At 50.8% G+C, this 24,473-nt stretch carries 20 protein-coding genes; 11 read left to right on the top strand and 9 right to left on the bottom strand.

Features of this window, described 5'->3' with window-relative positions:
- Positions 1–129: 129 nt before the first annotated feature.
- Positions 130–1,290, top strand: coding sequence for a family 16 glycosylhydrolase (locus Q4563_RS03130; RefSeq protein WP_303603563.1), 1,161 nt, complete (start codon positions 130–132; stop codon positions 1,288–1,290).
- A gap of 303 nt (positions 1,291–1,593) precedes the next feature.
- Here Q4563_RS03130 and Q4563_RS03135 read toward each other — a convergent pair whose 3' ends face one another.
- From Q4563_RS03135 to Q4563_RS03145, 3 genes are read right to left on the bottom strand one after another with little or no spacing between them, the layout of a single operon-like run.
- Complete coding sequence (locus tag Q4563_RS03135) at positions 1,594–2,988, bottom strand: MBL fold metallo-hydrolase (protein ID WP_303603564.1); 1,395 nt, start codon at positions 2,986–2,988, stop codon at positions 1,594–1,596.
- Positions 2,989–3,020: 32 nt separating this feature from the next.
- Complete coding sequence (locus tag Q4563_RS03140) at positions 3,021–3,881, bottom strand: SDR family oxidoreductase (RefSeq protein WP_303603565.1); 861 nt, start codon at positions 3,879–3,881, stop codon at positions 3,021–3,023.
- Positions 3,882–3,893: 12 nt separating this feature from the next.
- Entirely contained in the window at positions 3,894–4,364 is a 471-nt protein-coding gene (locus Q4563_RS03145) for a hemerythrin domain-containing protein (protein ID WP_215977023.1), read from the bottom strand.
- Positions 4,365–4,762: 398 nt separating this feature from the next.
- Here Q4563_RS03145 and Q4563_RS03150 point away from each other — a divergent pair, with 398 nt between their 5' ends.
- Genes Q4563_RS03150 through Q4563_RS03160 form a run of 3 tightly spaced genes read left to right on the top strand, consistent with a single transcriptional unit; the run spans position 4,763 to position 6,698 of the window.
- Positions 4,763–4,993, top strand: coding sequence for a ChaB family protein (locus tag Q4563_RS03150; RefSeq protein ID WP_303603566.1), 231 nt, complete (start codon positions 4,763–4,765; stop codon positions 4,991–4,993).
- Between the two features lie 59 nt (positions 4,994–5,052).
- Positions 5,053–5,982 carry a YihY/virulence factor BrkB family protein gene (locus Q4563_RS03155; protein WP_303603567.1) on the top strand — a complete coding sequence of 310 codons (930 nt, stop codon included), beginning with the start codon at positions 5,053–5,055 and terminating at the stop codon, positions 5,980–5,982.
- A gap of 59 nt (positions 5,983–6,041) precedes the next feature.
- Positions 6,042–6,698 (top strand): hypothetical protein, encoded by a 657-nt coding sequence (locus Q4563_RS03160; protein ID WP_215977020.1) that lies wholly within the window; start codon positions 6,042–6,044, stop codon positions 6,696–6,698.
- Between the two features lie 44 nt (positions 6,699–6,742).
- Here the strand turns inward: Q4563_RS03160 and sufT are convergent, their stop codons facing one another.
- The gene (sufT, locus tag Q4563_RS03165; protein WP_303603886.1) at positions 6,743–7,276 is read right to left on the bottom strand and encodes a putative Fe-S cluster assembly protein SufT; all 534 of its coding nucleotides are present in this window, start codon (positions 7,274–7,276) and stop codon (positions 6,743–6,745) included.
- 842 nt (positions 7,277–8,118) lie between these two features.
- On the opposite strand from sufT, the gene Q4563_RS03170 reads away from it, so the two are divergent.
- The gene (locus tag Q4563_RS03170; protein ID WP_215977018.1) at positions 8,119–8,406 is read left to right on the top strand and encodes a GreA/GreB family elongation factor; all 288 of its coding nucleotides are present in this window, start codon (positions 8,119–8,121) and stop codon (positions 8,404–8,406) included.
- 234 nt (positions 8,407–8,640) lie between these two features.
- Positions 8,641–9,039 carry a nucleoside diphosphate kinase regulator gene (gene rnk / locus Q4563_RS03175; RefSeq protein ID WP_215977017.1) on the top strand — a complete coding sequence of 133 codons (399 nt, stop codon included), beginning with the start codon at positions 8,641–8,643 and terminating at the stop codon, positions 9,037–9,039.
- Here rnk and Q4563_RS03180 read toward each other — a convergent pair.
- Both Q4563_RS03180 and hemN read right to left on the bottom strand, forming a co-directional pair.
- A complete protein-coding gene (locus Q4563_RS03180; protein WP_303603568.1) occupies positions 9,023–9,994 on the bottom strand; it encodes a D-2-hydroxyacid dehydrogenase in 972 nt (323 codons plus the stop codon). The two genes, rnk and Q4563_RS03180, sit on opposite strands and share 17 nt — an antisense overlap.
- 189 nt (positions 9,995–10,183) lie before the next feature.
- Positions 10,184–11,575 carry an oxygen-independent coproporphyrinogen III oxidase gene (gene hemN, locus Q4563_RS03185; RefSeq protein ID WP_303603569.1) on the bottom strand — a complete coding sequence of 464 codons (1,392 nt, stop codon included), beginning with the start codon at positions 11,573–11,575 and terminating at the stop codon, positions 10,184–10,186.
- A 196-nt stretch (positions 11,576–11,771) separates the two neighbouring features.
- On the opposite strand from hemN, the gene moeA reads away from it, so the two are divergent.
- The 3 genes from moeA to Q4563_RS03200 all read left to right on the top strand — a co-directional run bounded on the left by moeA (position 11,772) and on the right by Q4563_RS03200 (position 15,372).
- Entirely contained in the window at positions 11,772–12,995 is a 1,224-nt protein-coding gene (gene moeA, locus Q4563_RS03190) for a molybdopterin molybdotransferase MoeA (RefSeq protein ID WP_303603570.1), read from the top strand.
- A gap of 205 nt (positions 12,996–13,200) precedes the next feature.
- The gene (locus tag Q4563_RS03195; protein WP_303603571.1) at positions 13,201–13,887 is read left to right on the top strand and encodes an OmpA family protein; all 687 of its coding nucleotides are present in this window, start codon (positions 13,201–13,203) and stop codon (positions 13,885–13,887) included.
- 243 nt (positions 13,888–14,130) lie between these two features.
- Positions 14,131–15,372, top strand: coding sequence for a hypothetical protein (locus Q4563_RS03200; RefSeq protein ID WP_303603572.1), 1,242 nt, complete (start codon positions 14,131–14,133; stop codon positions 15,370–15,372).
- Positions 15,373–15,438: 66 nt separating this feature from the next.
- Here the strand turns inward: Q4563_RS03200 and Q4563_RS03205 are convergent, their stop codons facing one another.
- The 3 genes from Q4563_RS03205 to Q4563_RS03215 all read right to left on the bottom strand — a co-directional run bounded on the left by Q4563_RS03205 (position 15,439) and on the right by Q4563_RS03215 (position 22,147).
- Complete coding sequence (locus tag Q4563_RS03205; RefSeq protein ID WP_303603573.1) at positions 15,439–17,460, bottom strand: PhoX family protein; 2,022 nt, start codon at positions 17,458–17,460, stop codon at positions 15,439–15,441.
- Positions 17,453–19,303 (bottom strand): phytase, encoded by a 1,851-nt coding sequence (locus Q4563_RS03210; protein ID WP_303603574.1) that lies wholly within the window; start codon positions 19,301–19,303, stop codon positions 17,453–17,455. Before Q4563_RS03210 ends, Q4563_RS03205 begins: the two co-directional genes overlap by 8 nt.
- Positions 19,304–19,378: 75 nt before the next feature.
- Positions 19,379–22,147: a TonB-dependent receptor gene (locus tag Q4563_RS03215; RefSeq protein WP_303603575.1), complete on the bottom strand. Its 2,769-nt coding sequence runs from the start codon at positions 22,145–22,147 to the stop codon at positions 19,379–19,381.
- A 360-nt stretch (positions 22,148–22,507) separates the two neighbouring features.
- Here Q4563_RS03215 and Q4563_RS03220 point away from each other — a divergent pair, with 360 nt between their 5' ends.
- Both Q4563_RS03220 and Q4563_RS03225 read left to right on the top strand, forming a co-directional pair.
- A complete protein-coding gene (locus Q4563_RS03220) occupies positions 22,508–23,416 on the top strand; it encodes a diguanylate cyclase domain-containing protein (RefSeq protein WP_215977009.1) in 909 nt (302 codons plus the stop codon).
- Positions 23,416–24,447, top strand: a complete 1,032-nt coding sequence (locus tag Q4563_RS03225; protein WP_215977008.1) for a helix-turn-helix transcriptional regulator — start codon at positions 23,416–23,418, stop codon at positions 24,445–24,447. The genes Q4563_RS03220 and Q4563_RS03225 overlap by 1 nt, the downstream gene beginning before the upstream one ends.
- The last annotated feature ends 26 nt before the right edge of the window (positions 24,448–24,473 follow it).

Genomic DNA, 24,473 nt, shown 5'->3' on the forward strand with positions numbered 1-24,473 from the left:
CCTAAATTCTTTGATTCTTAACTGTTGAGCCAAAACACTAGAACATCGACGTCGGCGGGCATTTCTACCACCTTATCGCTGGGGAGAGGGGCTGCCATATTCATACTAATAAATTCAAAGGATTTCATTATGTATTCAACTTTATTGCGATTTGCCTGTGTGCTTGCATTGAGCACACCGCTATTGACTAATGCCAAACCCTACAAAAGTGCGGAAGTTTACACTCTTGATTCGGAGCTTTACGGCAAGTATGTGATGCGCCTGAGAGCAGGCGAAGGTAGTGGCCTGGTCTCGGCTTTCTTTCTCTGGAAGGAGGGCTCGGAGCTGGAGAATACTTTCTGGGAAGAAGTCGATATTGAGATTTTAGGTAAAAACGGTGCCAACGCCTGGCAAAGCAACATCATCACAGGGCAAGGAAACAAAAATACCTCTGAGCAGGTACACACTACCCCGTCACTTGCGGATGATTACCACACGTTTACGCTAGAATGGACGCCGGACCAAATGCGCTGGTTAATTGACGGCGAGTTAGTGCGGGAGACGAACGGAGGCCAGGCGAGCGCTTTAACCAGCCCTTCGCAAGCGCGCTTTAACTTTTGGCCTGCCAATATCGCAGGTTGGGTTGGGCCGTTCGATGACAGTATTTTACCCGTTCACATGTATGTGAATTGGATCGAATACCATACGTGGGACGGGGAGCATTTCGAGCTTAGCTGGCGCGATGACTTTGAGACGCTAGACGCCTCTCGCTGGGGAATCGCAGATTGGACCTTCGCCGAAAACAGTGCCGACTTCACCGCCGTCAATGCCACCACCCAAAACGGCTATCTAGTGTTGAGCATGACCCATGAAGGTCAAGAAGGTTATACCGGAACGCCACCTGAAGATGATAACAGTGACCCGACAGATCCCGAGCCTACGGACCCCACTGATCCAACCGACCCGACTGATCCAACAAACCCCGTTGATCCGCCCAACCCACAGCCCGGCGAACTGACTTGCGAGGTGAGCAGTCTGAATCAATGGAACTCAGGCTATCAAATGGACATAACCGTCACCAATAACTCAACCAGCCCTATCACTGGGTGGGAGGCTGACCTTTCTTTTGACGTTGCCCCAAGTCTCTCCAACAGCTGGAATGCCAATGTTGAATCTGAAGGGCTAGCTGTTACCGCCAGCCACTTAAGCTGGAACGCGAATCTGGCCCCTGGGGTTTCGGCGACGTTTGGCCTTATGGGGAACAGCAATGGCGCCCTTAATACACCGGAGTGCTCCGCAAGTACTCACTAAACCGCTTCCGTAAATCACAAAAACAGCGCTAGCAGCTCAAGGATGAGCCTCGCCAACGTATTGTGATTCTTTTTCTGTTCGAATAAGAAAAACCTATGCGCTGACTCATTGTTTGGTGACTCCCTGCCAACTTATGCACTGATCGATACAGGTGTTATCACCCACCAGGGTACTAACGCATTTGGCGCTGAGATACCAAAACTGAAAATTTCAGACAAGAGCTCACTCACGACCTGGTTAAAGGAAGACGGCACTCATTAGGGTGCCGTCGGGACGTGAGTAGCTCGACTTAGACACTGATCGTTATGACGCACGCCTTTCAGAAAAAGCATTTTCCGTTTCGGCCGGAAGCCTCAAGGATTGCCACGCACTCATCCCACCTAATAAATTTCGCACATCTTTGAAGCCTGCTCGTAAAAGAATACTGACAGCGACGCCCGCACGGTGACCGACACCGCAAGTAACGACAATGGGCTTTTCAGGGTGTAGGTGCAGCTCATTAAGGTGCTGCAGTAAGTGCCCGACATACATATGACGCGCGCCGGGAATATGGCCACTGTTGTACTCATCTAGCTCGCGCACATCGAGCACCTGCAGTGCTTCACCGGCGAGATTCAGCTGTTGCGGGGTTACCACGCCCGAGGTTTCTAGCGGTTGCCCCGTGTTGCGCCACGAGCCAAAACCACCGGCAAGCCCGCCTGCGACACCATCAATGCCAATGCGACTTAAGTGTGCTGCCGCCTGTTCAATGTCTTGGTTGCGATCGGCCACCAGGTACACAGTGGATTGATAATCGGCCAGCCAGCCGCCAAACACCGGCATACCACCCAGCCACACACTGTAGCTATTGGGAATATGGCCGCCGGCAAAACCTTCGGGATCGCGACAGTCCAGCAAGATGGAGTCCTTGGGCCTTTGCGCTATGTTTTGGGCGGTCAGTAACGCTGTGGAAAATGGCACACGCGGGGCGAGTCCGCCGTCTAAATTTACTTTTTCCATATGCCGGAAAAATGGTGGTCGCGGTAGGCTTTCGCCGCCTTTCTTTTGAGCAAACTCTTGACGAGATAGAGTAAACACATCGTTGTATTGTTTCTCATCCCCCAGGGTGGAAGATGTCCGGTCAGCCATGCCACTACCACATACCGAGCCTGGGCCGTGGGCAGGCAGAATCAGTGCAGTATCGCCTAATTCGGCGATTTTGTTGTGTACGGAGTCGTACAGAAGTTCAGCATACTCGATGGATTTATCGGCATCGGGCAAGTCGGTACGCCCGGTTGTACCAAAAAATAAAGCATCACCGGTAAACACGCCCCAAGCACTATGAGGATTCTGCGGGGCAAACACTGCGTAAGAGTAGCTCTCGGGCGTATGACCTGGCGTGTGCAGGGCTTTTATAGTGAGGTCACCCAAAGTGAATGACTCGCCGTCTGCCAAGCGTTTATCGCCATGGCCAAACAATTCATGATCGCCGGTAATAATCTCGGCACCGGTTACCTCAGCCAGATGCGCCGAGCCCAACACAAAGTCTTCTTGTCGGTGAGTAACTATCACATACTTAATACGAGCACCGACCGAATTCGCGGCTTTTAAATACTCATCAATATCCCGACTGGGATCGATCACCGCAGCTTCTGGGCCATCGGCAAGCATATAGGCATAGTGAGAAATCTGGGGGGTTTCGATTTTTACAAGTTTCATTGGGTTCACCTCGACATTGAATCTTTGGATACTTACCCACCGATGACAGTGCCGCCATTGGGATGCAGCACCTGCCCAGTCATGTAACTGGCATCTGGTGATGCCAAAAATATAAAACTGGGAGCGACCTCATCGGGCTGACCGGCTCTCCCCATAGGGGAACCTTGACCAAAGCCTTCTACCTCTTCGGTGCTGAAAGAAGCCGGTATTAATGGCGACCAAATAGGGCCAGGCGCAACAGCATTCACGCGTATTCTTCGTTCGGTTAAATTGTCAGCCAAGGAACGTGTAAGGGCGACTAATGCGCCTTTTGTCGCCGCGTAATCCAAGAGTACGGCTTTGCCCCGATAGGCGACGATGGATGTGGTATTGATAATACTATCGCCTTCACTGAGCTGCTCGAGCGCGGCCTGCGATAGAAAAAACGCTCCAAACACATTGGTGTCAAACGTTCGACGAAGTTGCTCTTCAGAAATATCACGAATAGAATCCTGAACATGCTGCTCGGCGGCATTATTAACCAATATATTTAAATCACCTAAAGTAGCCACCACTTTTCGCACACAACCGGCGCAAAATTCGGCATTTGCAATATCACCTTTTATTGCCAATGCCTGCCTTCCTGTTTTTCGAATTTGTTGACATGTTATTTCAGCATCTTGATCCTCCTCCTTGTAAATAAACGCTACATCGGCTCCTTCTTTCGAAAATCCGATACAAACAGCCCGGCCTATACCGCTATCACCACCACTGACGAGTGCGACTTTGCCTTTTAACTTTCCTGCCGCCTTATAAGCTTGCATAAAAGATTCAGGAAGCGGGTCCATGCCTTGCTCTTTACCAGGCTGATGCTCTTGATGTTGAGGTGGAAATGACTCTTCCTCAATACTCATTAGATATCTACCTCAGCGATTGGGACGCTTAACAATTGTTTGATCGGCCTCTTGATGTTGCTTCTCAGTTCTCATAGCAGCTTCCATAAACGCTGCCTGTCCACCGTCAAGTACTTTTTTAGCATCGTAAAAGACATCGCGCTCCTCTTCCTCTATATGATGCTCAAGACTTTCTTGCAACACTAAGAACTTTTTAAACCACGCCTCTCCAGTTAACGATGAATCGGTTAAATCAGTCAACAATTTCTCCGTCTCCTGATGCTCATTTTCACCGTGCCTCACCTCATCTTGGGTTTTTGAATAATCCTTAAGAGGATCATAGAATGCTTTTTCCTCGGCTTTACTGTGAACAATGATTACCTCTTTTAATTGATTAAAAAGCTTAACTCGCTCGGGAGAATCATCAGCCCCCAGAACTTTAATTCTGTCCATCAAGTTTTTAATATTCTCATGGTCTTTTTTTAGATAAGAGTAAATAGACATATAAAACCTCACAAATATTCATACAATGTGTGGCTAGAAACGCAGAAACCGTGCCAAGAAAATAAAGCCATCCGACAAATCAACTCAGAAGGTGCAAACAATAAGACAATAATCACCTACCGCCTTAGATTAAAGGCAAGCATTACTGGGTAGGCAATCACAGGGCTTACTCAACAGAAATTAAACTTGAAATATGTACCGCCACCTCCCCTCACCCCATATAGCGTGAAATTAATACATCCAATTTGTAGTTATTTCATTAAATATTCAATTTTCTTCTCAACGATGCGAATTATAAAGTGTTTGAATGGATAAATAATATGGAACATTTGATGCTTAAGAATCCACCTATGTCTTTAAGTCATCCCTATTTTAAATTCTGATTGAAGGAGAAAATCATGCCTTACCGTCAACTGAACGATCTTCCCGATTCGGTACAAGACGTACTACCCAACCATGCACAAGAGATATATCAAGAGGCCTTTAACAACGCATGGAACACTTATGCTAGGCCTTCTGACCGTAAAGGAAATGACGATCGCGAAACAGTCGCCCATAAAGTGGCATGGTCTGCCGTTAAACACTCATACACTAAATCTAACCGTGGCGACTGGGTTAGAAAACACTAACCGATAATTATTAGATTACTTTCGAATCAACCAATAATATCGTTAAGCTAGGATAAACAATGATGGTGGATGACAAGCATTCTGAAGATAATCACACGCTTAATTCGCCAACGGAAATCCCCAAAAAATGCTGGAAGAGCATTTTATTTAGGATTAAAGGGCAACTTACACACAACCATATTTCTATTGTGGCCGCAGGAGTTACTTTTTACTCCTTTCTAGCGATTTTTCCTGCCATCGCAGCCATCATATCTATCTACGGATTAGCGGTCGATGCTGAAACCGTTCAACTGCAATTAGACCAACTTACCTCAGCACTGCCTGAACAAGCCCACGCCTTATTGTCCACTCAATTAAGCGAACTTGCGAATCGCTCGCCCTCTACTCTAAGTATCGGTGCATTGGTTTCTTTTTTACTAGCAATATGGAGCGCTAAAAAAGGCGCCAATGCCGTGATTGAAGGAATAGATATCGCTTACGGGAGCAAGAGTTCAAGAAGCTATGTACATAAAACACTGCTTACCTTAGTGTTCACAGCCGGTGGAATTTTACTAGCTATTGCCTGTTCGGCACTGGTGGTGGGCTTACCTGCGGCACTTACCACACTAAATCTATCAGAGCCTATGGACTTAACGTTAAGAGTCATTCGCTGGGGCGTATTGGCGGGGATTTTATTGATTTCTTTAGCGATTATCTATCGCTACGCTCCCAGCCGACCTACACCGCAATGGCGCTGGGTCACCCCTGGCGCCGTTGTCGCTATTTGCCTTTGGCTGCTCGCTTCATCGGCATTCTCATATTATGTCAGCCATTTTAATAGTTACAACAAAACCTATGGCTCACTCGCAGCCGTAGTGATTTTACAGATGTGGACCTTTGTATCTTCTTACATTGTTTTACTAGGCGCTGAGATAAATTCAGAAATGGAGCGACAAACTATTATCCAAACCGAGGATGGTCACCAGAAATGCGAGCTAGTTGATAGCTAATTCCCTGACATATTAGCGCAACATATAAACCACCTAATTTTAGACTAGGAGAATTCGGCTTGAATATTGATTGGATCAGTGCCGCCAGTAACGTGATAATGACCGTTATATGGTTTATTTACTTGCAGTTTTTTTACTTTAATTTTCGCCGCTCTAACCGGCCCTATATGATTATTCACCAGGCGCACAGCAATGGGCCCAGCTCACCTTGCATGTTTGTCAATATGAGCAAAGAGCCAGTTCATATACAAAGCATCGTTGCCTATATTGAAACTGAGAATGGCGTTAGGCGACGCTTTATTACCGATTACCAGCGTCACTCGCCGGAAGATAAACATGTTGAAGACACTTTACGTGAAGGGCCACTGCAGCCTGGCGGGTATGTTGTATTGGGTAGCTTTAAAGAAATCCTTCGAGGAGATAAATCTGAGAGCACCGAAGAGGCGCTCGTTCCAGGAGCGATTGAGAAAAGCCGCAACATTGAAATATGTATTGCGGTAACCCACGGCCCCAGTCAAAACTTAATTGGTGTTAGGCGCAGCTTTAGTATTCGCGAAGGCAATAACAATGCGAGCTTACAACCGCGCAATATTTATACAGAGCAAATGACATCACGTAAGAAACGCAAAGAAGTCCGACAGTGGGTACAAGACCGCTTTAAGCCAGAAAAAGACAGCGAAAGCGAAGATCAGAGCAGTGAGCAAACATTAAATTGACCCAATAACCCTGCTCTTAATACCTAGCGATAACCAGCGATTCGCTAAAAAAACATTCCGGTTTCAAGCTGAGCTTCTTCGCTCATCATGGAGCGATCCCAAGGAGGGTCAAAGACCAGCTCGACTTTACTGGCAACCACGTTAGGCACTTGCGCCAAGCGGCGTTTTACATCGTCCACCAAGACATCCCCCATGCCACAGCCGGGAGCGGTTAGGGTCATAACAACCTCAACGTGACCGGTGGCTTGGTCAATATTCATGCTATAAACTAAACCTAAACTGACGATATTGACCGGAATTTCGGGGTCGTAGACCAGCGCCAGGGCCTGCCACACCTGCTCTTCATCGATTTTGCCGTCGGGGCGGGCTTCAAATTCTAGGTTGTTCACCTCCAGCCCAATAGCGTCGGCGTCACTGCCCTCAATACGGATCAAGTTGCCGTGATACAGTAATGTGTAGCTGGCTCCTAGCGCTTGCGTTATAGCGGCTTCGGCACCTGGGGGTATGCTTAAATCATCACCGGACGGTACCAACTTGGCAAGAACCTCGCGCTCGAATACGACCTCGCGCCCCTGCACACTCTGTGGTTTTTTGGCATTGGGGGCTTTGATAGTAAGCAATTTTTGCTCGCCTTGGTTTTGCAGTCCAATTTTTAAGCCTTTAAGGTAAGGCAGGCTGGGCTTATCGAAATAGAGCTTGAGGTCGCCCTCATAAACTTCGAGATCGCTGTCGGTTTCTTCCCCTGCGCGGCAGTAGGCCAGGCAAGTTTCTGCGCGTGGCGTCCCCCCATCGGTCACAAATAAACGGGCGGCGTCCACACTTTGTCGCCTGAGCAAATCGGCTAAATAATCGCGGGCTGTAGGTTCAATATCAAACGCGGGGGTCATGAATTGCTCCAAAAATGACGTAAATCGCGCCGACATCTTACCATTAGGCGCCGGCCGGTTAAATACCCAAGTGTTTTAGTCAAGTATAGTGGGCGGCAGCGGCACCCCTCTACCACCCCGCGCAGCTGTATCAACCATCCAGCCGCCTTTTAACAATCTGTACATCAACTCCCTCGAATCAGTAGGTGGCATAACACGAGCCATGAGCGGTGCAAGGCCTTAGGCTTGACTTTAATTATCGCTCAGGTACTCTCAACCTAACGTTTTTTATTTGAAAGACTAATTGTGCATAAAAACATTCCGCTACTTTTTCTGATGTGGAGGCTTGCCCCCATCTTCCCCTCTTAAACGAGTGCTTTCTAGCGCTCGTTTTTTCGCATACCCGGCTTTAAATCAATTTTTTACTTTTTACGTAAGCCCCTAGGTCGGTAAATTTTATGTGTAACTCATCAAGCATTGAGCTTACTCGCTCAATGTACCAGCGTGCGCGCCGATTTTACGTTTTGCGAGCCTGGGGCGTAAACATTGCCCCCATGACGCTAACGACAATTTTGGATGATTGGCAACCTAGTGATGCCAACACGCCGAGAAATAGCAAGGTGATTGGCATGAACGCTGAAGTCACTCTTTTAGATTTACAAGAAAAAGAAATTTTTATCTTAACTATTACAACACCAGCTGACAGTCAACCCGAGCAGGGAATTATCTCTTGTCTTTCGCCTTTAGGTGCGGCATTGCTCAACAAAAAAGTAGGAGATTTGATTGCCATACCAGTATTGGGAAGCCAAATGCGCTACCGCGTCATTACTATTAAACCATAACGTATTGACAGGAGGTGATCGCCTTGTATGACGGTAAGTGGCATAGCCACGTTTCTCGACAAAAATATTTAATTTTTATGAGGAATAAACAATGTCTAAGAGCGCAAAAAAACCGGCCAAACGTTCGTTAAAAGAAAAACGTGCACTTAAACGCGAACGTAAGGAAGCTGTGAAAAAGGATTAACTGAATAGCCAGGGACGGCTTTTTCAACAACACAACAAGTAGGTATAACCATGGCAAAAAAACCAAAATTAGTTATTTCTAAAGTCGTTTATCAAACCCTATCGACATTACTAGATAGCATGCCGGAAGATATGATAACTGAGCAGCTGCTTGATGAATTGGAGCGCGCTAGATTAGTGGTGGATGACAAATTACCGCATGATATTGTTACCATGCACTCGCTAGTCACTTTTACTGTGCAATCTACCGGTAAAACATTTACCTATACACTGGTGTACCCGCAAGAGCTAAACGACACCAGTAATCAATTGTCGATATTAAGTCCTGTGGGCAGTGCCATTATTGGTTTGCAAGCAGGTAGCAAAATTGACTGGGCGATAAGCCCCAGCAACCAAACCACCATTTTTGTAGAAAAAGTGCTGCCACCTTCGGTTACACCACTTGCCTAACCGTTCTACCCTCGCGCCAAGTGGCAATATTTTCAGCTGTTTGATCGATAGCCACTTGACGCGCTTGCCGGGAAGCCCAAGCGTTGTGTGGCGTTAGGATGAGATTAGGCACAATACCGGTGAGCAAGGGATGGTTTGCCTCTGGCGGTTCGTGGGTGAGCACATCCAAAGCGGCACCCGCTATGGTGTGTGCCCGCAACGCAGCGGCAAGGGCGTGCTCGTCAATTAAGGCTCCGCGCGCGGTATTAATTAGTACGGCACTGTCTTTCATTGCAGACAACCGCTCGGCGTTAATCATGCCACGCGTGTCATCTGTCAATGGGCAGTGCAGTGTCAGTACATCGGCCTGCTCAATCACCTGGTCAAACGCAACCCGACCAGCCCGCGGGGTCTGGCCGACACGCTCACTGATTAACACGCGCAGCCCAAATGCTTCAGCCAGAGTGCGTACAGCCCTACCAATATCACCATAACCCACAATACCCAAAGTAAGGCCACAGGTTTCTACAATAGAGTCATTCAGCAAACAGAACAAAGATGACTGGCTCCAGTCACCTTGCTGGACCTGCTTTTGGTATGAGGGCGCAGAGCGCAACAGCATTAGGATTAACATTATCGCGTGTTGTGCTACCGACTGCGTGCAGTAACCGCGGCAGTTAACCACACAGACGCCATGGGCTTGCGCCGCTTCTAAATCGACGTTATTGGTGCCCGTGGCGATCACGCACACCAAACGAACCTCTGGGCGCGCGGCAAAAAAATCCGCACTGACCTCAACTTTATTGGTAATAATACAGGTGGCGCCCTCGGTGCGCGCCAATAATTCGTGTGGCTGAGTATGGGCGTAAAACGTTAGAGGTTCGGCGCAGTGTTTTAAACAACTAATATCTAACTCATTTGGCCGAACGGTCTGGGCATCGAGAAACACGGTCGGCACAGTATCAAACACATGCATATAACACCTCTATAACAAACACTAGGCTACCCACTGAACTGCAAACTGGCTGTCAAAAAAAACACTGGCTACTTAACCACTTTTTTCCTAAACCATTGTGCACCAAGTGGAATGCGTTTTGCCATACCCGAACGCTGTGACCTACCTCCCTCTGTTCGGGCCGGCTTGCGGCGCGCAACAGCGAACGGTTTAAATCACTTTGGAGTAGCGAACTGGCGAACCTTGCGCCAAATACTGATCGAAGGCCATACACACGCGGCGAATCAGTAAGCGGCCCCGATTAAGCACTCGCAGCCCCTGCGCGGTCCGCTCAATTAAACCGTCCTCAATCATAGGCTGCAGGGTGGCCAGTTCTGCCGCCAAATGCTCTTCTGGCTGAACGGCAAACTTTTGAGCCAGCGCGTTAAAGTCGAGTTCAAAGTGACACGTTAACTGATTAATGATCCAGCGGCGCAAGTGATCCTCGCGAGTTAAACGAACCCCCTTTTGCAGTGCTGGCTGCCCCTGCTCAATCAGTGCATGGTACTCATTCAGTGTTTTGACATTTTGTACATAAGTGCCACCATAATAGCTAATAGAAGACACTCCAAACGCGAGCAGGTCGCACTCGGCGTGAGTTGAATAACCCTGAAAGTTGCGCTGCATACGCCCCTGTTGTTGCGCAATCACCAAGCTATCATCGGGCTTAGCGAAATGATCCATACCGATATATACATACCCGGCCCGCTGCAATTGATCGATGGCACTGTGCAATATATCCAGCTTTTCTTCAGCTTGAGGCAGAGTGTCTGTTTTAATTAAACGCTGGCTTTTGAACAGGTGCGGAAGGTGCGCATAGTTAAACAGCGATAGGCGATCCGGCGCCAAATCAATCACCTGATTGAGCGTCTGCGTGACACTAGCTCGCGTTTGAAAAGGCAGCCCATAGATTAGATCCATACTGATCGAGTGGTAGCCCTGAGCGCGGGCAACGCTCATCAATTCGCTGACTTGCTCCACGCTGTTATAGCGATTGACGGCCTCTTGCACCTTAGAGTTAAAATCCTGCACCCCCATACTGAGCCGGTTAAATCCCAGTTCGCGCATGTGCACCAGTTTGCTAATTGGCATGCGAGCGGGGTGTATTTCTACTGAGTACTCCCCCTCATCGGTATCTAACAAGCGAAAGTGGCGAGCCGTGGCCTGCATCAGCCAGGTCATTTCCTCTTCACTGATATAAGAGGGCGTCCCCCCACCCCAGTGCAATTGACTGACCGTCCGCTGCGGGTCAAATAGCTGAGCCTGCAAGGCCATTTCCCGCTCTACATTTTTCAGGTACGCCATGGCGCGGCTGCGGTTGCGAGTCACAACCTTATTACAGGCGCAGTAAAAGCACAGGGTGTCACAAAAAGGAATGTGGAAATAGAGCGACAGTGGTTTCTGCTCGCTGTTACTACGCGCAACCGCGGCGTGCCATTCCTGCTCGGCAAAATCGTCCAAAAATTGGGGCGCTGTTGGATAGGAGGTGTAGCGCGGGCCGCTAAGGTCATAGCGGTCGATCAGTGCTTGATCCCAAATAAGCGACTCTTGATACAAAGACATAGCTTTCCCAACCGTTTATGTTCAGTTTTATGCAGTGTAGTATCGGTTGCCACTCAATAGTTTGACGCTAATCAAGGCCGCGCACTTTAGCTCACTCGGCGGTGGCCGCTTGCCAAAAATAGGCCTGCGGCCGACAATGGCCCGTTAACGCGACACATACTGTACGAAACTTCTGACTAATCGACCGGAACAAGCAATGGCCAGCTGCGACGAACCTCAATTACTAGCGATCGACGACGCACTAACGCGCATGCGAACGGCGGCACCCATGGTAGCTGAACGCGAGCAAGTGCCGCTGTCCGAATTACTCGACCGGATAAGCGCTTCGCCCATTAAGGCCGGCTTTAACGTCCCCAGTCACGACAACTCGGCAATGGACGGCTACGCGGTACGCGCCGGTGACACTCACCAAGCGTTAACCCTAGTGGGGCAGTCACTGGCTGGGCACCCATTTAACGGTGAATTACAAACCGGTCAATGTGTGCGCATTACCACCGGAGCGACGATTCCAGCGGGTGCCAATGCGGTGGTGATGCAGGAGAATACGCTCGTCACCGGCAAGCAAATACAGCTGCATACAGCACCGCAACCGGGCGAGAACATTCGCCGCTGCGGGGAAGACATACGCGCCGGACAAGTCGTGTTTAACGCAGGCCACCGATTTGGCCCGGTGGACATTGCCCTGCTGGCATCATTAGGGCTGGCCCAAGCAACGGTTAAGCGCCGCCTTAAGGTCGCGGTGCTATCCACCGGCGATGAGTTAATTGCACCTGGCCAAGCGTTGCCCGCCGGTCATATTTACGACAGTAACCGCTACGGCTTATGTGCCATGTTGCGACGCCTAGATGTTGAAGTGCTGGACATAGGGCTCGTGCCCGACCAGCCACAAGCGATCCGCGAAGCGTTTCAAATGGCAGCCAGCCAGGCCGATGCCATCGTGTGCAGCGGCGGCGTTTCCGTGGGCGATGCCGACTACGTCAAACCAGCGCTCGACGAGCTGGGCGATATTGCTTTTTGGAAGGTGGCCATTAAGCCCGGCAAACCTTTCGCATTTGGCCACTTAGCGAACGCGGTTTTTTTTGGTTTGCCGGGCAATCCGGTGTCGTCGATGGTGACCTTGCACCAACTAGCGCTACCCATATTACGTGCAATGGCCGGCGAACAAGTTGCCGCGCCGTTAACACTTAGCGCCTGCGCCACTGACGGCTACAAAAAGCGCCCTGGCCGGCAAGATTTTCAGCGCGCCCAGCTAAGCAGTGTCGATGGCGTAAATCAGATACGCAGCGGCGGCGCTCAGGGCTCGGGGGTTTTAACGTCGTTTCTTGATGCCAATGCTTATGCCGTACTGGAGGCCGAGCGCAGTGCGGTAAGCGCCGGCGAAACGGTAACAGTGATTCCATTCGACCGGTTTATTCGCTAACACTAAGGCTCTATAGCCGTTTACATAAGCCTCGCCAACACAGGCTGTTGTAAACGGCGCCACTCTTCTCGCCCAAGCCGCGCGCCATATTTGGCCACAATTGTTCACCACGCTGCCAGATTATCCCCACGGCAGCGCCTTTTTTTCTGTGTTTAATAACCCTGTAAACAACGAAACTTCCGTATCAAACACAGGGGAAATCACCATGAAAAAAGCTATCTTAGCCAGCGCCATTGTCGCCACAACAGCGTTTAATCCACAACTGTCTCAGGCCGCCAGCCTGGAAACCAAACAAGCCGGTGTTGCCACCGCCGGTGTAGTAGCCGGTGCCCTGGCGGGCGGTCCGGTCGGGATGCTGGCCGCTTTTATTGGAACTGTTTACGTCACCGAACAAATGGAAAACAATGAAGAAGCAAAGCAGTTAGAACAGGATTTTTTAACCTCACAGCAGGAATTACACACTCTGAATCGCCAACTGCAAACAGCCAACACCACCATCAGCGAGTTTGAAACCATCACGCTGGATCAGTTGCAGCTGCAAGTAATGTTTAAAACTGGCGAAGACACACTCAACTCGCACAACGAAAAAGCGCTGAGTACTTTAGCCGTATTTCTGCAGGACAACCCAGAGTTAACCGTACGCTTAGATGGCCATGCCGATCCGCGAGGCACCGATGAGTACAACAATGTACTGTCACAGTATCGGGCCAATGCGGTAAAAGAGGCTCTGCTCAGCGCAGGCATCCAACCTTCGCGTATTCACCTTAATGCCCACGGCGCTTCCACCACTCAAGCGATTGCGGGCGATTATGAAACCTATGCGCTGGAGCGCCGGGTGGATATCAAAATCATCAATCCTACCGACACCCCCAGCGTCGCTCAGGCCCACTAGAGCTGAGCGCTACTGAGCGATATTCCGATTCATTGTCTCCCTCTTGGGCGGCGCCTCTGCCGCCCCTTTTTACACGACTAAAGCGTGATAATTTTCGCGTAAATCATTATTACCCTTTGCCGCGTCAGCGCTAATTCTCTAAGATTAGTTCTTTATTTAGCGTATCAGCACACATTGTGGGCCGATCACGGAACGAAACTCCCGGCCACTCCGAACAGCGCCGGACCATATTAAGGAAGACGCATGTCTGACGCCCCCCTATATAATGTCAACTGTACCGGCCAAATCAAACAGGGGCACTCACCACGGGCGGCCGTAAACGCTTTTGCCCGTCTGGCCAATATCGAACACGGCAAAGCGGCTGCCATCATCAAAGGCCAGAAAACCATTAAAAAATCTCTGCCACTACTCAAGGCCAACGCCCTGAAAGCCAAACTGGAGCGTATTGGCTTGATAATTGAGGTGCGGGGTGTCAATGATTCAGCCCCGGCCTCCGGTATTACGCAGGCGCCCCCAATGGCCACCCCAGAGACGCCCAAACCCACGGCGATGACACTAAGCCTTGAGCCTATCGACAGGCCCGAGCCTGAGGAAACGCCGCAAGTCGCTGGTGAAGAGCAAACCGATCTGCCAGAGGGCTATATGAGTTGCCCCAAATGCCAGGCGGAGCAACCTGAGGCAGCAGAATGTGCCAATTGCGGCGTGGTTATCGCTAAAGCGTCCCCTAATCTATCGGGCTCAGCCGCGTCCGCAGGTTTGCGCAGCCAAAGCGCTCACAATGCGGATGATGATTCGGATGATATTGATTCTTACAACGATGCCCCTACCCATAAAATACTCATGGCCGCGGGTGCCGGAGCTGTAGTGGGGGCACTCGCTTGGTATTGGGTCGCCATGGCATTTCAAATAGAGCTGGGCATATTGGCCTGGGCAAGAGGTGGGCTTATCGGTAGCGCAGCTATTTATTTTGGCGCCAATGGCGATAACGCCGGCTACCTGTGCGGTACATTAGCACTGGTAGCGATTATTAGTGGCAAGTTTATAGTGGCATCCGCGCTCAGCGATGAATATTTTGAGAATATCGTTAACATGCCGGCGCAAGAGCGTGCCGAATTTTTATACAATGCCGAAGAAACTCTGGCAGCAATGGACGAGGTGCTGGAAAACGACCAAGTGATGGAAAACGACCAGATTCTCAGGCAACATCTATTCGATATCAATTATATGGATGCGACCTCCCCCGACGACATTAGCAGCGGAGACCTGTACGACTTTCGCCGAGAGGTTCTCGACAACCGGGAACAGCTTGCCGCGCTCATTAACAGCGTTAACGACGGAACTGCGAAGGAAAAATATGGCCTTGAATCCACAATAAACGCGTTTAAAGCCAGCTTCGGTTTTATCGATATTCTGTTTTTATTATTTGGTGTCTCTACTGCCTTTAAAATGGCGCGCGAGGGGCGATCTATCCGCAGTCGGTTTTAGACCGGCAAAAAAAAGCAGAGCCCGGAGGCTCTGCTAAGGAAAACGAATATTCGCTCTAAGTCGTCATTAAGTACCGATCACGCCACCATCGTCTTTGGTCACCAAGATGGTGGTTGAGCGCGGGCGCGACTTGCCGTCACTGCTGGGGTAGCTAATTCCCGGGTGCTGCACATTAAACCAAAATGCGGTGCCATCGGGAGTGCCGGTCAGGCCGGTCAGCTCAGCACCAACGGGGCCGGTGGCAAAACGCTTAACCTCACGGGTGACCGTGTCGGCGCAGAGTATCTGATTGCTACCTTGACCTTGGTAAGCCGCTCCCAGTGCGTTGTAGTCGGTGGCAATCCACAGGCGGTCATCGCCATCAAACCACATGCCGTCCGGGCAAGAGAAGCGATCACCCTCTAGGGGCTTGATTTGGCCGGCTTTATCGATGGTACTCAACACCGGGCCCGCCAGTAAAAACAATTCCCAGTCAAAGGTGGTGGCGGTGGGCTTTTGCCCGTGTTCGCGCCAGCGCAGTATTTGCCCGTGGTCATTGTCCACCCGTGGGTTGGCCGCATTCAGCGGCTGCTCGGGCTCGACCCCGCGCTTGTAGTTGTTGGTAAGAGACACATAACCATCGGTGGTTTGCGAGTGTACGGCAACCCACTCCGGGCGATCCATGGAGGTGGCACCGACCACATCGGCGGCGCCGCGCAGATTAATCAGCACATCGGCCTGAGAACTAAACCCCTTGCTAGCATCCAAACCGTTTTGACCGTATATCAGCGGTAACCAGCGACCGGTGCCGTCGGCGTTGTACTGAGCACAGTAAACCGTGCCGCTGTCGAGCAAGTGTTTGTTGTGCTCCGGGCGCTCGGCATCGTAGCGGCCATCGGGTACAAATTTATAGACGTATTCGCCGCGGGTATCGTCGCCCGAATAAAATGCCATCGTGCCGTCGTCGGCCAACACACAGGTGGCACCTTCGCGCGCTAAACGCCCGAAAGCGGTCCGCTTGATGGGGGTCGAATTTGGGTCAAAGGGGTCAATTTCCACCACCCAGCCAAACCGATTGGGTTCATTGACGAAGCCCTGATGGGGTAAAGCGGCATTGGGGGTCGCGTCAAAGCGATCGTCGGCCGACTCCCAATAGTTGTAGTGGCTGTGCTCACCCTGGGCAATACCATAGCGTTTGTGTGCCGGGCGCGCCTGCCAGTCTTTTTCGTCGCGGTTGGCGAAATAGTTTTTCCAGTTTTCCTCGCAGGTTAAATAAGTGCCCCAGGGCGTAACGCCCATCGCGCAGTTATTTAATGTGCCCAGCACTCTGGTACCGGTTGGGTCCTGGGCGGTTTTCATGGCGTCGCTACCGGCTGCCGGACCGCGAATCTCCATCGGGGTATTGGCGGTTAAGCGTCGGTTGTAGCGCGATGGCCACAAACGCTGCCACTGGCCTTGAGCATCTTTTTTCAGTTCAATCACACTGACGCCGTGGGCAGCTTGCTCTTTTTGCACCTCGGCCAGAGGGCGGACTTTCTCCCCCTTTGCACCTTCGGTCACACTGGGGCCCTGCGGATGCAAGCTATCGTTAATGTACTCGTGATTGATCACCAATAGGCCGTGCTCGTTGGGGGCATCGGGGAAGGGAAAAAAGTGCATGCCGTCGTGGTTTTGCCCGGCTTGCGCAGCTTGGGCGGCCGCATCGGCGCTGGCGTCTTGCGTCCAGGCGGGCGCCTCGGCCAGCACTGGGTCACCCCAGCTAAAAAAGGGGCGCGCCGTGTAACCCTCGGGCACGGTGACCACATCGACGCTATCGCCCAGCGCTACCGGCACTGATTTAAAACCAATGGCGGGGCGCACGCTGTCGCGAAATACTGCGCTTGTATTGTGCGACTCCGATGAGCTGCAGGCGCTCAACGAAAAAGGCCCGGCGCCAAGCGCCAGGCAAGTCGCGGCCGAGCCTGTTAACACAGAGCGCCGCGATATGGAGATTTGTTCCAGTGTTTCTGCCATCGATGAGCCGGTTAACCTCGGGTTAACCGGGATGTCATCGATATCACCGTCCCCGTAGGGGGTGTGTAGTGAATGGGTATTGCCGGGCTTATTCATTGAGTTCTAACTCCTTTGCAATAGCTTGCCAGGGCACCAGTTTAAAGTTCTGAGGTTGCTCTGGTATGACATTGTGCCCATCTTGCGCCACAAAAGCCCCTTTTTCTAATCCTTTACCCAAAGAACGGTGGGTGACTTCCAAGCCGTCGGTTTCGCTAATGGCATCGATACCCGCCGCAAGGTTATTGCCCACACTAAATTTACCCAAAACCTTATAGGGTGCATGCGCGCTGAGCACCACATAGGCGTTGTCACCCTGGCTGGAGACAATCAGATACTGACTGTTCACCGCCGGATACAGTGCCATACCCTCGACATCCGCCACCAGCGTTGCATCAATGCCTTTTACCAGCTCCAGTTGAGCGGGGTCTTCGGCCAGGGCGGAGAGCGTCCAAACACCGTAACCTTCCTCGCCGACAAATAAGCGACCGCGGGCATCATCGGCCACACAACCTTCAGGCTGTGTGGCTACAGCAAACTCGCGCGCCAGCGTCGCGGTAACATCGCCATTATCAGCGTGCAACCGGTACTGCTCAAAGCGCCCGCTTTTACCATTGGCAATGGCGTAGGTCGCCTCGTTATTTTGGTACATACACAGACCGTAGATTTCCTCCAACCCGGTGGGCAACTCGGCCAGATGCGTTACCGAACCCTCAGTCGGGTGAATACGGTACACAGACAAACTGTTGTCATTGCGCTGGCTGGCAACGGCGATATCGGCCACACCATTACCAAAATCGAAACCATAGCGCAGATCGACATTATTCAGTCGGCCCGTTGGCAGCATGCTCAGCAGCGTGCCCTGTAAGTCGTAAACCGCCAAACCGTGTTTTTTATCGGTCCCGAGAATACGGCTGTGCGCAGGTCGGCTCGGGTGAACCCAGATAGCCGGATCGTCCGCCGCATCGCCAAAACGCTCGACGGGCTCGGTCTGCATCGTCGGTTGCACACGGGCAACCTCAATACTTTTTTGCGCTACTGGCTTGGCTATTGGTTGATAGTCCAGCGTTTTTTGCACGCTTTGCCCTGTGGCATCGTCCCGGACAACTAAGTGCAATTTGCCATCTTTTATCCATGCGTGCAGGTTTTCGGCCTCAGTCAAACCGTCCCACTGGCCAATACGTGTGGCCTCCCAGCCCGCATCCGTTTGGCGATAAGCCAACACCTCTTTACTCTCAGCGGCAATCGCAACGACTTCGTCACCTACCACCGCCAGTGCTTCAGCGCCGCCTGGCAGCTGCCCGCGGGGCGCGGCTAAATCAATCAACTCTCGGCCGGGCGGCAATTCAGGGTTGGCTTGGTAACGCCAAATACCGACTTCCTCTTCCACCGCGAATATGCCACCATGCTGGTCGGCATCACAGGCAATGCTATTGGGAGCAATAGACAGGTCACGTACTTTGACCGGTTCTATTGTATTGCCGACAGACACCAACCAGTGCTCGGCCTTGCCTCGTTCATCGACGACAAAAAGTGCCGCTTGATCCTCACCTGCCGGAGCCAGACACAAAGTTTCTGGTAAAAATTCCGGCGACGGCAAAGCCGCTATCAGTTCTGTGCCTTGATCACTCACCCGATAAACGTGCGCTGCCGCCTCAATGCCTACGGTGGTTGCCACCAAAGTCGTGGCGTTTAGGGGCATGGTATCGAGCAACTGGGCATAATCAACCACAACCGCGTTGTCGATCATTAATTGTCCGGCCTGATTGATACTGGCCCAGCCGCCCGATTGATTGGCAAGCGGTGCAGCAATACTCGCCGTCAGGTTATCCGTTTCATTATTGGCACAGGCATTAACACTTAAGGTTAGCGCCAATGCGCTTATTAGTGTGGTTACTCGCATATTCTTTTCCATCGGTTGCAGAAGCAGAAGAGGCTAAATCCTGTCGCAGCGACTTAGCCTCTCTCGGTGTTGCAATTAAAAATTGGTCACAGTCAAGCCCAGCTTAAACGTCAAACCATAACTTTCGTACTGCGCGTTATAGGCGCGGTTATTTAAATAGGCGTAGTAGGGTTCATCCGTTAAGTTAAGCGCTTCAAAGTAAACCTGAACACCGTCATTGACGTAATAGCGGGCCGACAGGTCCAACTGCGTTTGCTCATCGATGTAGGCGTCTTCTTCGCTGTCACTAACATCACCGACTTCCAACAAGTATTCCGACTTGTAATTGGCCGCCAGACGCACACTAAAACTGCTTGACTCATACCCCAGGCTAAGATTACCCGTCGTATCCGATTGACTTGGCATAGTGATGGTGCGGGTCATGGCGCCTTCGTCTTCATCAAAGTAGCTCATGGTAGCTTCCGAGTCGGACACGGTAGCGTTCGCCGTTACCAAGAGACCATCAAAAGGCGCAGGCAAGAAATCCAGCTGTTTTGATAAGGCCAGCTCAATGCCATACACCTCGGCGCTATCGCCGTTGCCAAATGTAATTGCCTCATCGTAATTTTCATAGCCTGGCGTGCCGGCTACATCTGTCTGGTAAATAAAGTTATCAATTTCTTTGTAATACGCAAACGCCGACACTACGCCTGCCACGCCCATGTAGTGTTCAATACCCACATCGATATTGCCCGACTCCATCGCCTCCAGATCTGGATTGCCGAATTCGGCCTCTTCGTCATCGATCACAAAAAATGGCGCAACCTGCTCAAAGTTAGGGCGAACCAAGGCGTTGCTCCACGAGGCGCGCAACTGCGTGTTCTCGCCCAGCAGGTAGCGAGCATGTAATGATGGCAGTACATGGTCATACTGTTTGCTGGCCTGGGTATCGCTGAAGTCATCGCCGTCGTAACGGGTGCCCATGGCATTAAAATCTGTGTCTTCATAGCGCACACCACCCATTAGGCGTAAATCACCAAGGTCAATACGCCCCATTAGGTAAGCCGCGGCGACATCCTCTTGCACCACAAAGTCTTCAATGCGCGAATCTTCTTCGCTGTAAAACTCGTTTTTATCAAGCGGAGCGATCGCACTGGCAACGGCCTGCGGGTTAATGCCCGGGCCAAAATAACCCAGTGAGTAATCGGGTGCGGCATCGCTGTAATCGGCAAAGTTTAGTTGATCGTCGCTAAAACCAAATTCGTCAAAATCTTCGTAGACCCACACATCGACATTATTGTCTTTTTCTCGCTCGCGATATTTACCGCCGAATTTTAATTGAACGGAATTTTCACCTAAAAATAAATCGCGGGTGATATCCAACTGGAAAGAGCGCTCTTCATCGTTAGTTTGCGACGACGCCCACTCAACTTCATCCAATTCGTAAGCACTGGTGTCAGAAAAGCTCGCCGGTACCGTCAACAGAGGCTGAACAGTGTCGGTAAAAGACACGCCTGCAAAGGCATCGCTACCGGAGAACACAGCGCCGCCAACATGCTCGGGCTCGTCCTCTCCCGATTCAGACAATGCCGCCCGGTAATCCAGGGTCCAGTTGCCAGCACGGGTGCTGCCGCCGAAGGAGGTGGAAAAAATCTCTTGCGTTTCAGCGCGGTCTTTTAACTCACGCTCAACCTCGGCAACGCCGCTTTGACCGGCCATGACACCATCTTCGAACTCATAAATATTCGCCAGGCGAATTTCGGAGTCGGTATAGCGGCTAAACAGATTGCGCCAGTACAAGTCGGTATTGTCACTGGGTTTGTAATCCATATTCAGAGTAATGCCTGAGCGCTCACGGTTAACCGTGTAATCGCGCTGCTCGATTTCTTCCAGTAATACGCCCTCATCATCAAAGTCCCAACCACCACCGGTTTCGACATTGTCTGAACCAAAGGAGCGGTCGTACCAACTGACACCCGCGGCCACACCAAAATTGTCTTCACCCGAGCCGATGCTAAACTGATCGGATGCGGTTAAGGCCAATTTCGGGCTGCTTTCTTCGGTCAGGTCATTGTAGCTTCCTTCGGCCGTGAAGGAGTAAAACATACCGTCGCGATCAAATGCGGACAAACTTTGAATATCAATACTGCCGCCCAGTGCGTTGGCATCCATATCCGGTGTGAGGGTTTTGCTGACGACCAAACCTTCCAGAAGGTCAGAGGGAATAACATCGAGCGCAACGGCCCGTCGACCACTGTCGGGCGAAGGCAAGCTGACACCGTTAATGGTCACGGCGTTATAATCTGGACCCAAACCACGCACCCGAACATAGCGACCTTCACCCTGATCTCGCTCAACCGACAGACCAGGTAAACGCTGCAGTGCTTCAGAGACGTTTGTGTCGGGCAGCTGACCAATCGCATCGGCCGACACGGCACTGACGACATTATCCGCTGAACGCTGGCGGTTTAACGCTTTGTTTAAACTACCGGCCTGACCTAAAACAATCAGATATTCCGTATTGGGCTTAGAGGGTGCGATTTGGAAATTGCTGATGAGTGTCTCATCATCGCGCACCGTCACCTGACGCGATAGGGTTTCAACCCCGAGGTAGCTAACACTCAACGTATAGTCACCGGCGGCAATACCACTTAATGCAAAGCGCCCATCGCGTGCGGTTACCGTACTCACATTGAGCTCTTCAAGTTTGATGCGACTTCCCTGCAGAGGCAAGCCGCTGAGCTCGGCCGTTAATTGACCGCGAACTTGCCCATCGGCCCAGGCATTACTGGCCGCTATCGCACTGATAGCACCAATCAATAAGTTGCGTTTAAACGTTTTGTTTTTCAAAGAGTACACAGTCACGGTTCGTTCCCCACGTTAAGGCTGTCGTGTTATTTATATCCGCGCTAGGCGGTAAAAGTGAGGCCACGCTAGAAAGCTCAGGTGACAATAGTGTGACAGCACTCCAACCAAGGGGCTCTTTCTGCCACTGTGGAGACGCCATTGAGCCCATCGGCCCCCCTATAAGTCCAACTGACACCGAACCAACCCATGAACACCGCCACTCAACCAGCTTCAGACTGTTAATTTAATAAAAATTGCATGAGCTGATTTGCCCCTCAGGTTGAAATTTATTCGCTCCTTCACGTCGAATCCACTGTCATAAAACTGTTACAAATCGCTGGTAGACAGAATGCAAACTCCTATCTGTTACTGACGCCCATGATCAAACTGCACAAATGGAAATTACTCTTTATAGCCATAGCGACCAACTTCACCATACTGCTGACATTGGCATTGGGTGATCCAAAACTGTGGGGCGATATCGACTGGTTTGATATCGTCGGTGAGGGCGGGGTGAGTTTACTGGCGGCTATGTGGCTTGTCTTTATACTTAACAGCCGCCCAGCCGGCAGTGTCACCAATTTCCTATGTTTAGGTTTGGGTTTTATATTTATCGGCACATTTCAAGATCTACTGGATGAAATTATTGCGCTGCCAGACGAATCTTTTTTTCGCGGCGCCCTAGAGTCACTGCTAATGCCTTTTGGCTTAATTGTATTAACGTTTGGGCTATATCACTGGCATAAAGAACAACTGGTATTTCTTGAGCAGAGACGGCGCAGGGAACAAGAAACCCGAGAATACCGCTGGCAAGATCAGCTTACCGATTTAGGCGATGCACGATTTCTCAAGCTGCAACTCAGTCAGCAGATTCGCCAATGCCGGGCTAACCATCAACCACTAGCGCTCATCCTGTTGGACTTGGATCGCTTTAACAGTACCAACCGTACCTTTGGGCACTCGGAAGGCGACCGCTTATTACGTGAACTTAGCGAGCTGTTAATTCTCAATTTACGCCGCTGCGATCTCTTATGCCGGTATGCCGGTGACCGTTTTGCCATCGTACTACCCAACACCCCCGAATTGATGGCAAATGAGTTGGCACAACAATTGATTCGGGCAGTTGCCAGCTTTGCCTATAAAACCAACAACGGTGACACTGTCTATCACAATGCCAGCGTCGGCGTGGCCGCCGATAACCCAGATCGAGAAGAATCCATCACGGAGATAGCCACGGTTCGCTTAATGGCGGCGAAGGATCAAAAAAAATTAGGGAGTGCCGCCTAATGCTCGCTTGGATTGAAAGGGAAGAGCGTTATGTGCCCGCTCATCAATTCCCAGCGGTTATTATAGAGTTGGCCCAAAGTCGCAACACCGACATGGATAAACTGCTGCGAGGTACAGGCGTTTTCTGGGAGGATTATCTCAGCGGAGAACTCATCCTTAAGCCTGACCAATGCTTACAACTGATCACCAACTTGCGGCGCTTATTACCCGGCAACGATATTCCATACTTGTTAGGACATCGTCTATACCCCGGTAACTTTGGGGCCAGTATTAACCCTGTTTGGTTTGCCAGTCATTTATCTGAAGCCATTGATCATTTTGTCCTTTGCCAAGCATCGCTTTCACCACTGCTTCATATCCGAAAATCGGTCGACCCGGATTATCTTTACCTACACTGGCAAAACAATATTACTGACACCGAGCACTTTCACTTCTTGCTTCAGTTATCGATGACGGCCATCACCTCGCTGCTCAACCATTTGTGCGAAGCCGAACCAAGCTGGGATTACCTATTACCCGGCCCATTAGACAATGAAGAACAATACCAGGTTAACTTTGGCTCACGTGTATTTGCCAATCAACACATAGCGGCGATGAGAGTACCTCGCTCGCAGCTATCCACCGCTTGTCGGCAAGCGAATGTCAATAATGCGGTTATTGCGCGCAACCAGTTTCTAGCCGCATGGAGCCAACAACCACCCCTAGGCTTTGTCGCTTATATTGACCAGTGTATTCGCACTCACCTACCCCACCAGTTAACGCTCGAAGTATTAGCAGAACAACTTTGCATAAGCCCGGCCACACTTAAACGAAAATTAAAAAAACACGACACTCGATTTCAAGACCGCTACGACAGTGTTCGTAAAGAACTGGCCATCGATTGGCTGACTCGTCAGCAGTTAACTTACGATGAAATTGCCGAACGCCTTCATTTTCACGACATTCGCAATCTGCGACGGGCGTTTAAACGCTGGACAGGCACTTTACCCAGTAGCATCAAACCTTTAAGCCCGGCCAAGACAACGCCATAATCAGACAGACACCAACAATTGACGTA

Source organism: Gilvimarinus sp. 1_MG-2023, from assembly GCF_030548285.1.

What these genes read in the sequence shown, in the direction of transcription:
- Q4563_RS03130 (WP_303603563.1), top strand. Translation starts at nt 130, where the DNA reads ATGTATTCAACTTTATTGCGATTTGCCTGTGTGCTTGCATTGAGCACA.
- Q4563_RS03135 (WP_303603564.1), bottom strand. Translation starts at nt 2,988, where the DNA reads ATGAAACTTGTAAAAATCGAAACCCCCCAGATTTCTCACTATGCCTAT.
- Q4563_RS03170 (WP_215977018.1), top strand. Translation starts at nt 8,119, where the DNA reads ATGACGCTAACGACAATTTTGGATGATTGGCAACCTAGTGATGCCAAC.
- Q4563_RS03145 (WP_215977023.1), bottom strand. Translation starts at nt 4,364, where the DNA reads ATGTCTATTTACTCTTATCTAAAAAAAGACCATGAGAATATTAAAAAC.
- Q4563_RS03225 (WP_215977008.1), top strand. Translation starts at nt 23,416, where the DNA reads ATGCTCGCTTGGATTGAAAGGGAAGAGCGTTATGTGCCCGCTCATCAA.
- Q4563_RS03210 (WP_303603574.1), bottom strand. Translation starts at nt 19,303, where the DNA reads ATGCGAGTAACCACACTAATAAGCGCATTGGCGCTAACCTTAAGTGTT.
- Q4563_RS03155 (WP_303603567.1), top strand. Translation starts at nt 5,053, where the DNA reads ATGATGGTGGATGACAAGCATTCTGAAGATAATCACACGCTTAATTCG.
- Q4563_RS03150 (WP_303603566.1), top strand. Translation starts at nt 4,763, where the DNA reads ATGCCTTACCGTCAACTGAACGATCTTCCCGATTCGGTACAAGACGTA.
- Q4563_RS03140 (WP_303603565.1), bottom strand. Translation starts at nt 3,881, where the DNA reads ATGAGTATTGAGGAAGAGTCATTTCCACCTCAACATCAAGAGCATCAG.
- Q4563_RS03195 (WP_303603571.1), top strand. Translation starts at nt 13,201, where the DNA reads ATGAAAAAAGCTATCTTAGCCAGCGCCATTGTCGCCACAACAGCGTTT.
- moeA (WP_303603570.1), top strand. Translation starts at nt 11,772, where the DNA reads ATGGCCAGCTGCGACGAACCTCAATTACTAGCGATCGACGACGCACTA.
- hemN (WP_303603569.1), bottom strand. Translation starts at nt 11,575, where the DNA reads ATGTCTTTGTATCAAGAGTCGCTTATTTGGGATCAAGCACTGATCGAC.
- Q4563_RS03180 (WP_303603568.1), bottom strand. Translation starts at nt 9,994, where the DNA reads ATGCATGTGTTTGATACTGTGCCGACCGTGTTTCTCGATGCCCAGACC.
- Q4563_RS03205 (WP_303603573.1), bottom strand. Translation starts at nt 17,460, where the DNA reads ATGAATAAGCCCGGCAATACCCATTCACTACACACCCCCTACGGGGAC.
- Q4563_RS03220 (WP_215977009.1), top strand. Translation starts at nt 22,508, where the DNA reads ATGATCAAACTGCACAAATGGAAATTACTCTTTATAGCCATAGCGACC.
- Q4563_RS03200 (WP_303603572.1), top strand. Translation starts at nt 14,131, where the DNA reads ATGTCTGACGCCCCCCTATATAATGTCAACTGTACCGGCCAAATCAAA.
- rnk (WP_215977017.1), top strand. Translation starts at nt 8,641, where the DNA reads ATGGCAAAAAAACCAAAATTAGTTATTTCTAAAGTCGTTTATCAAACC.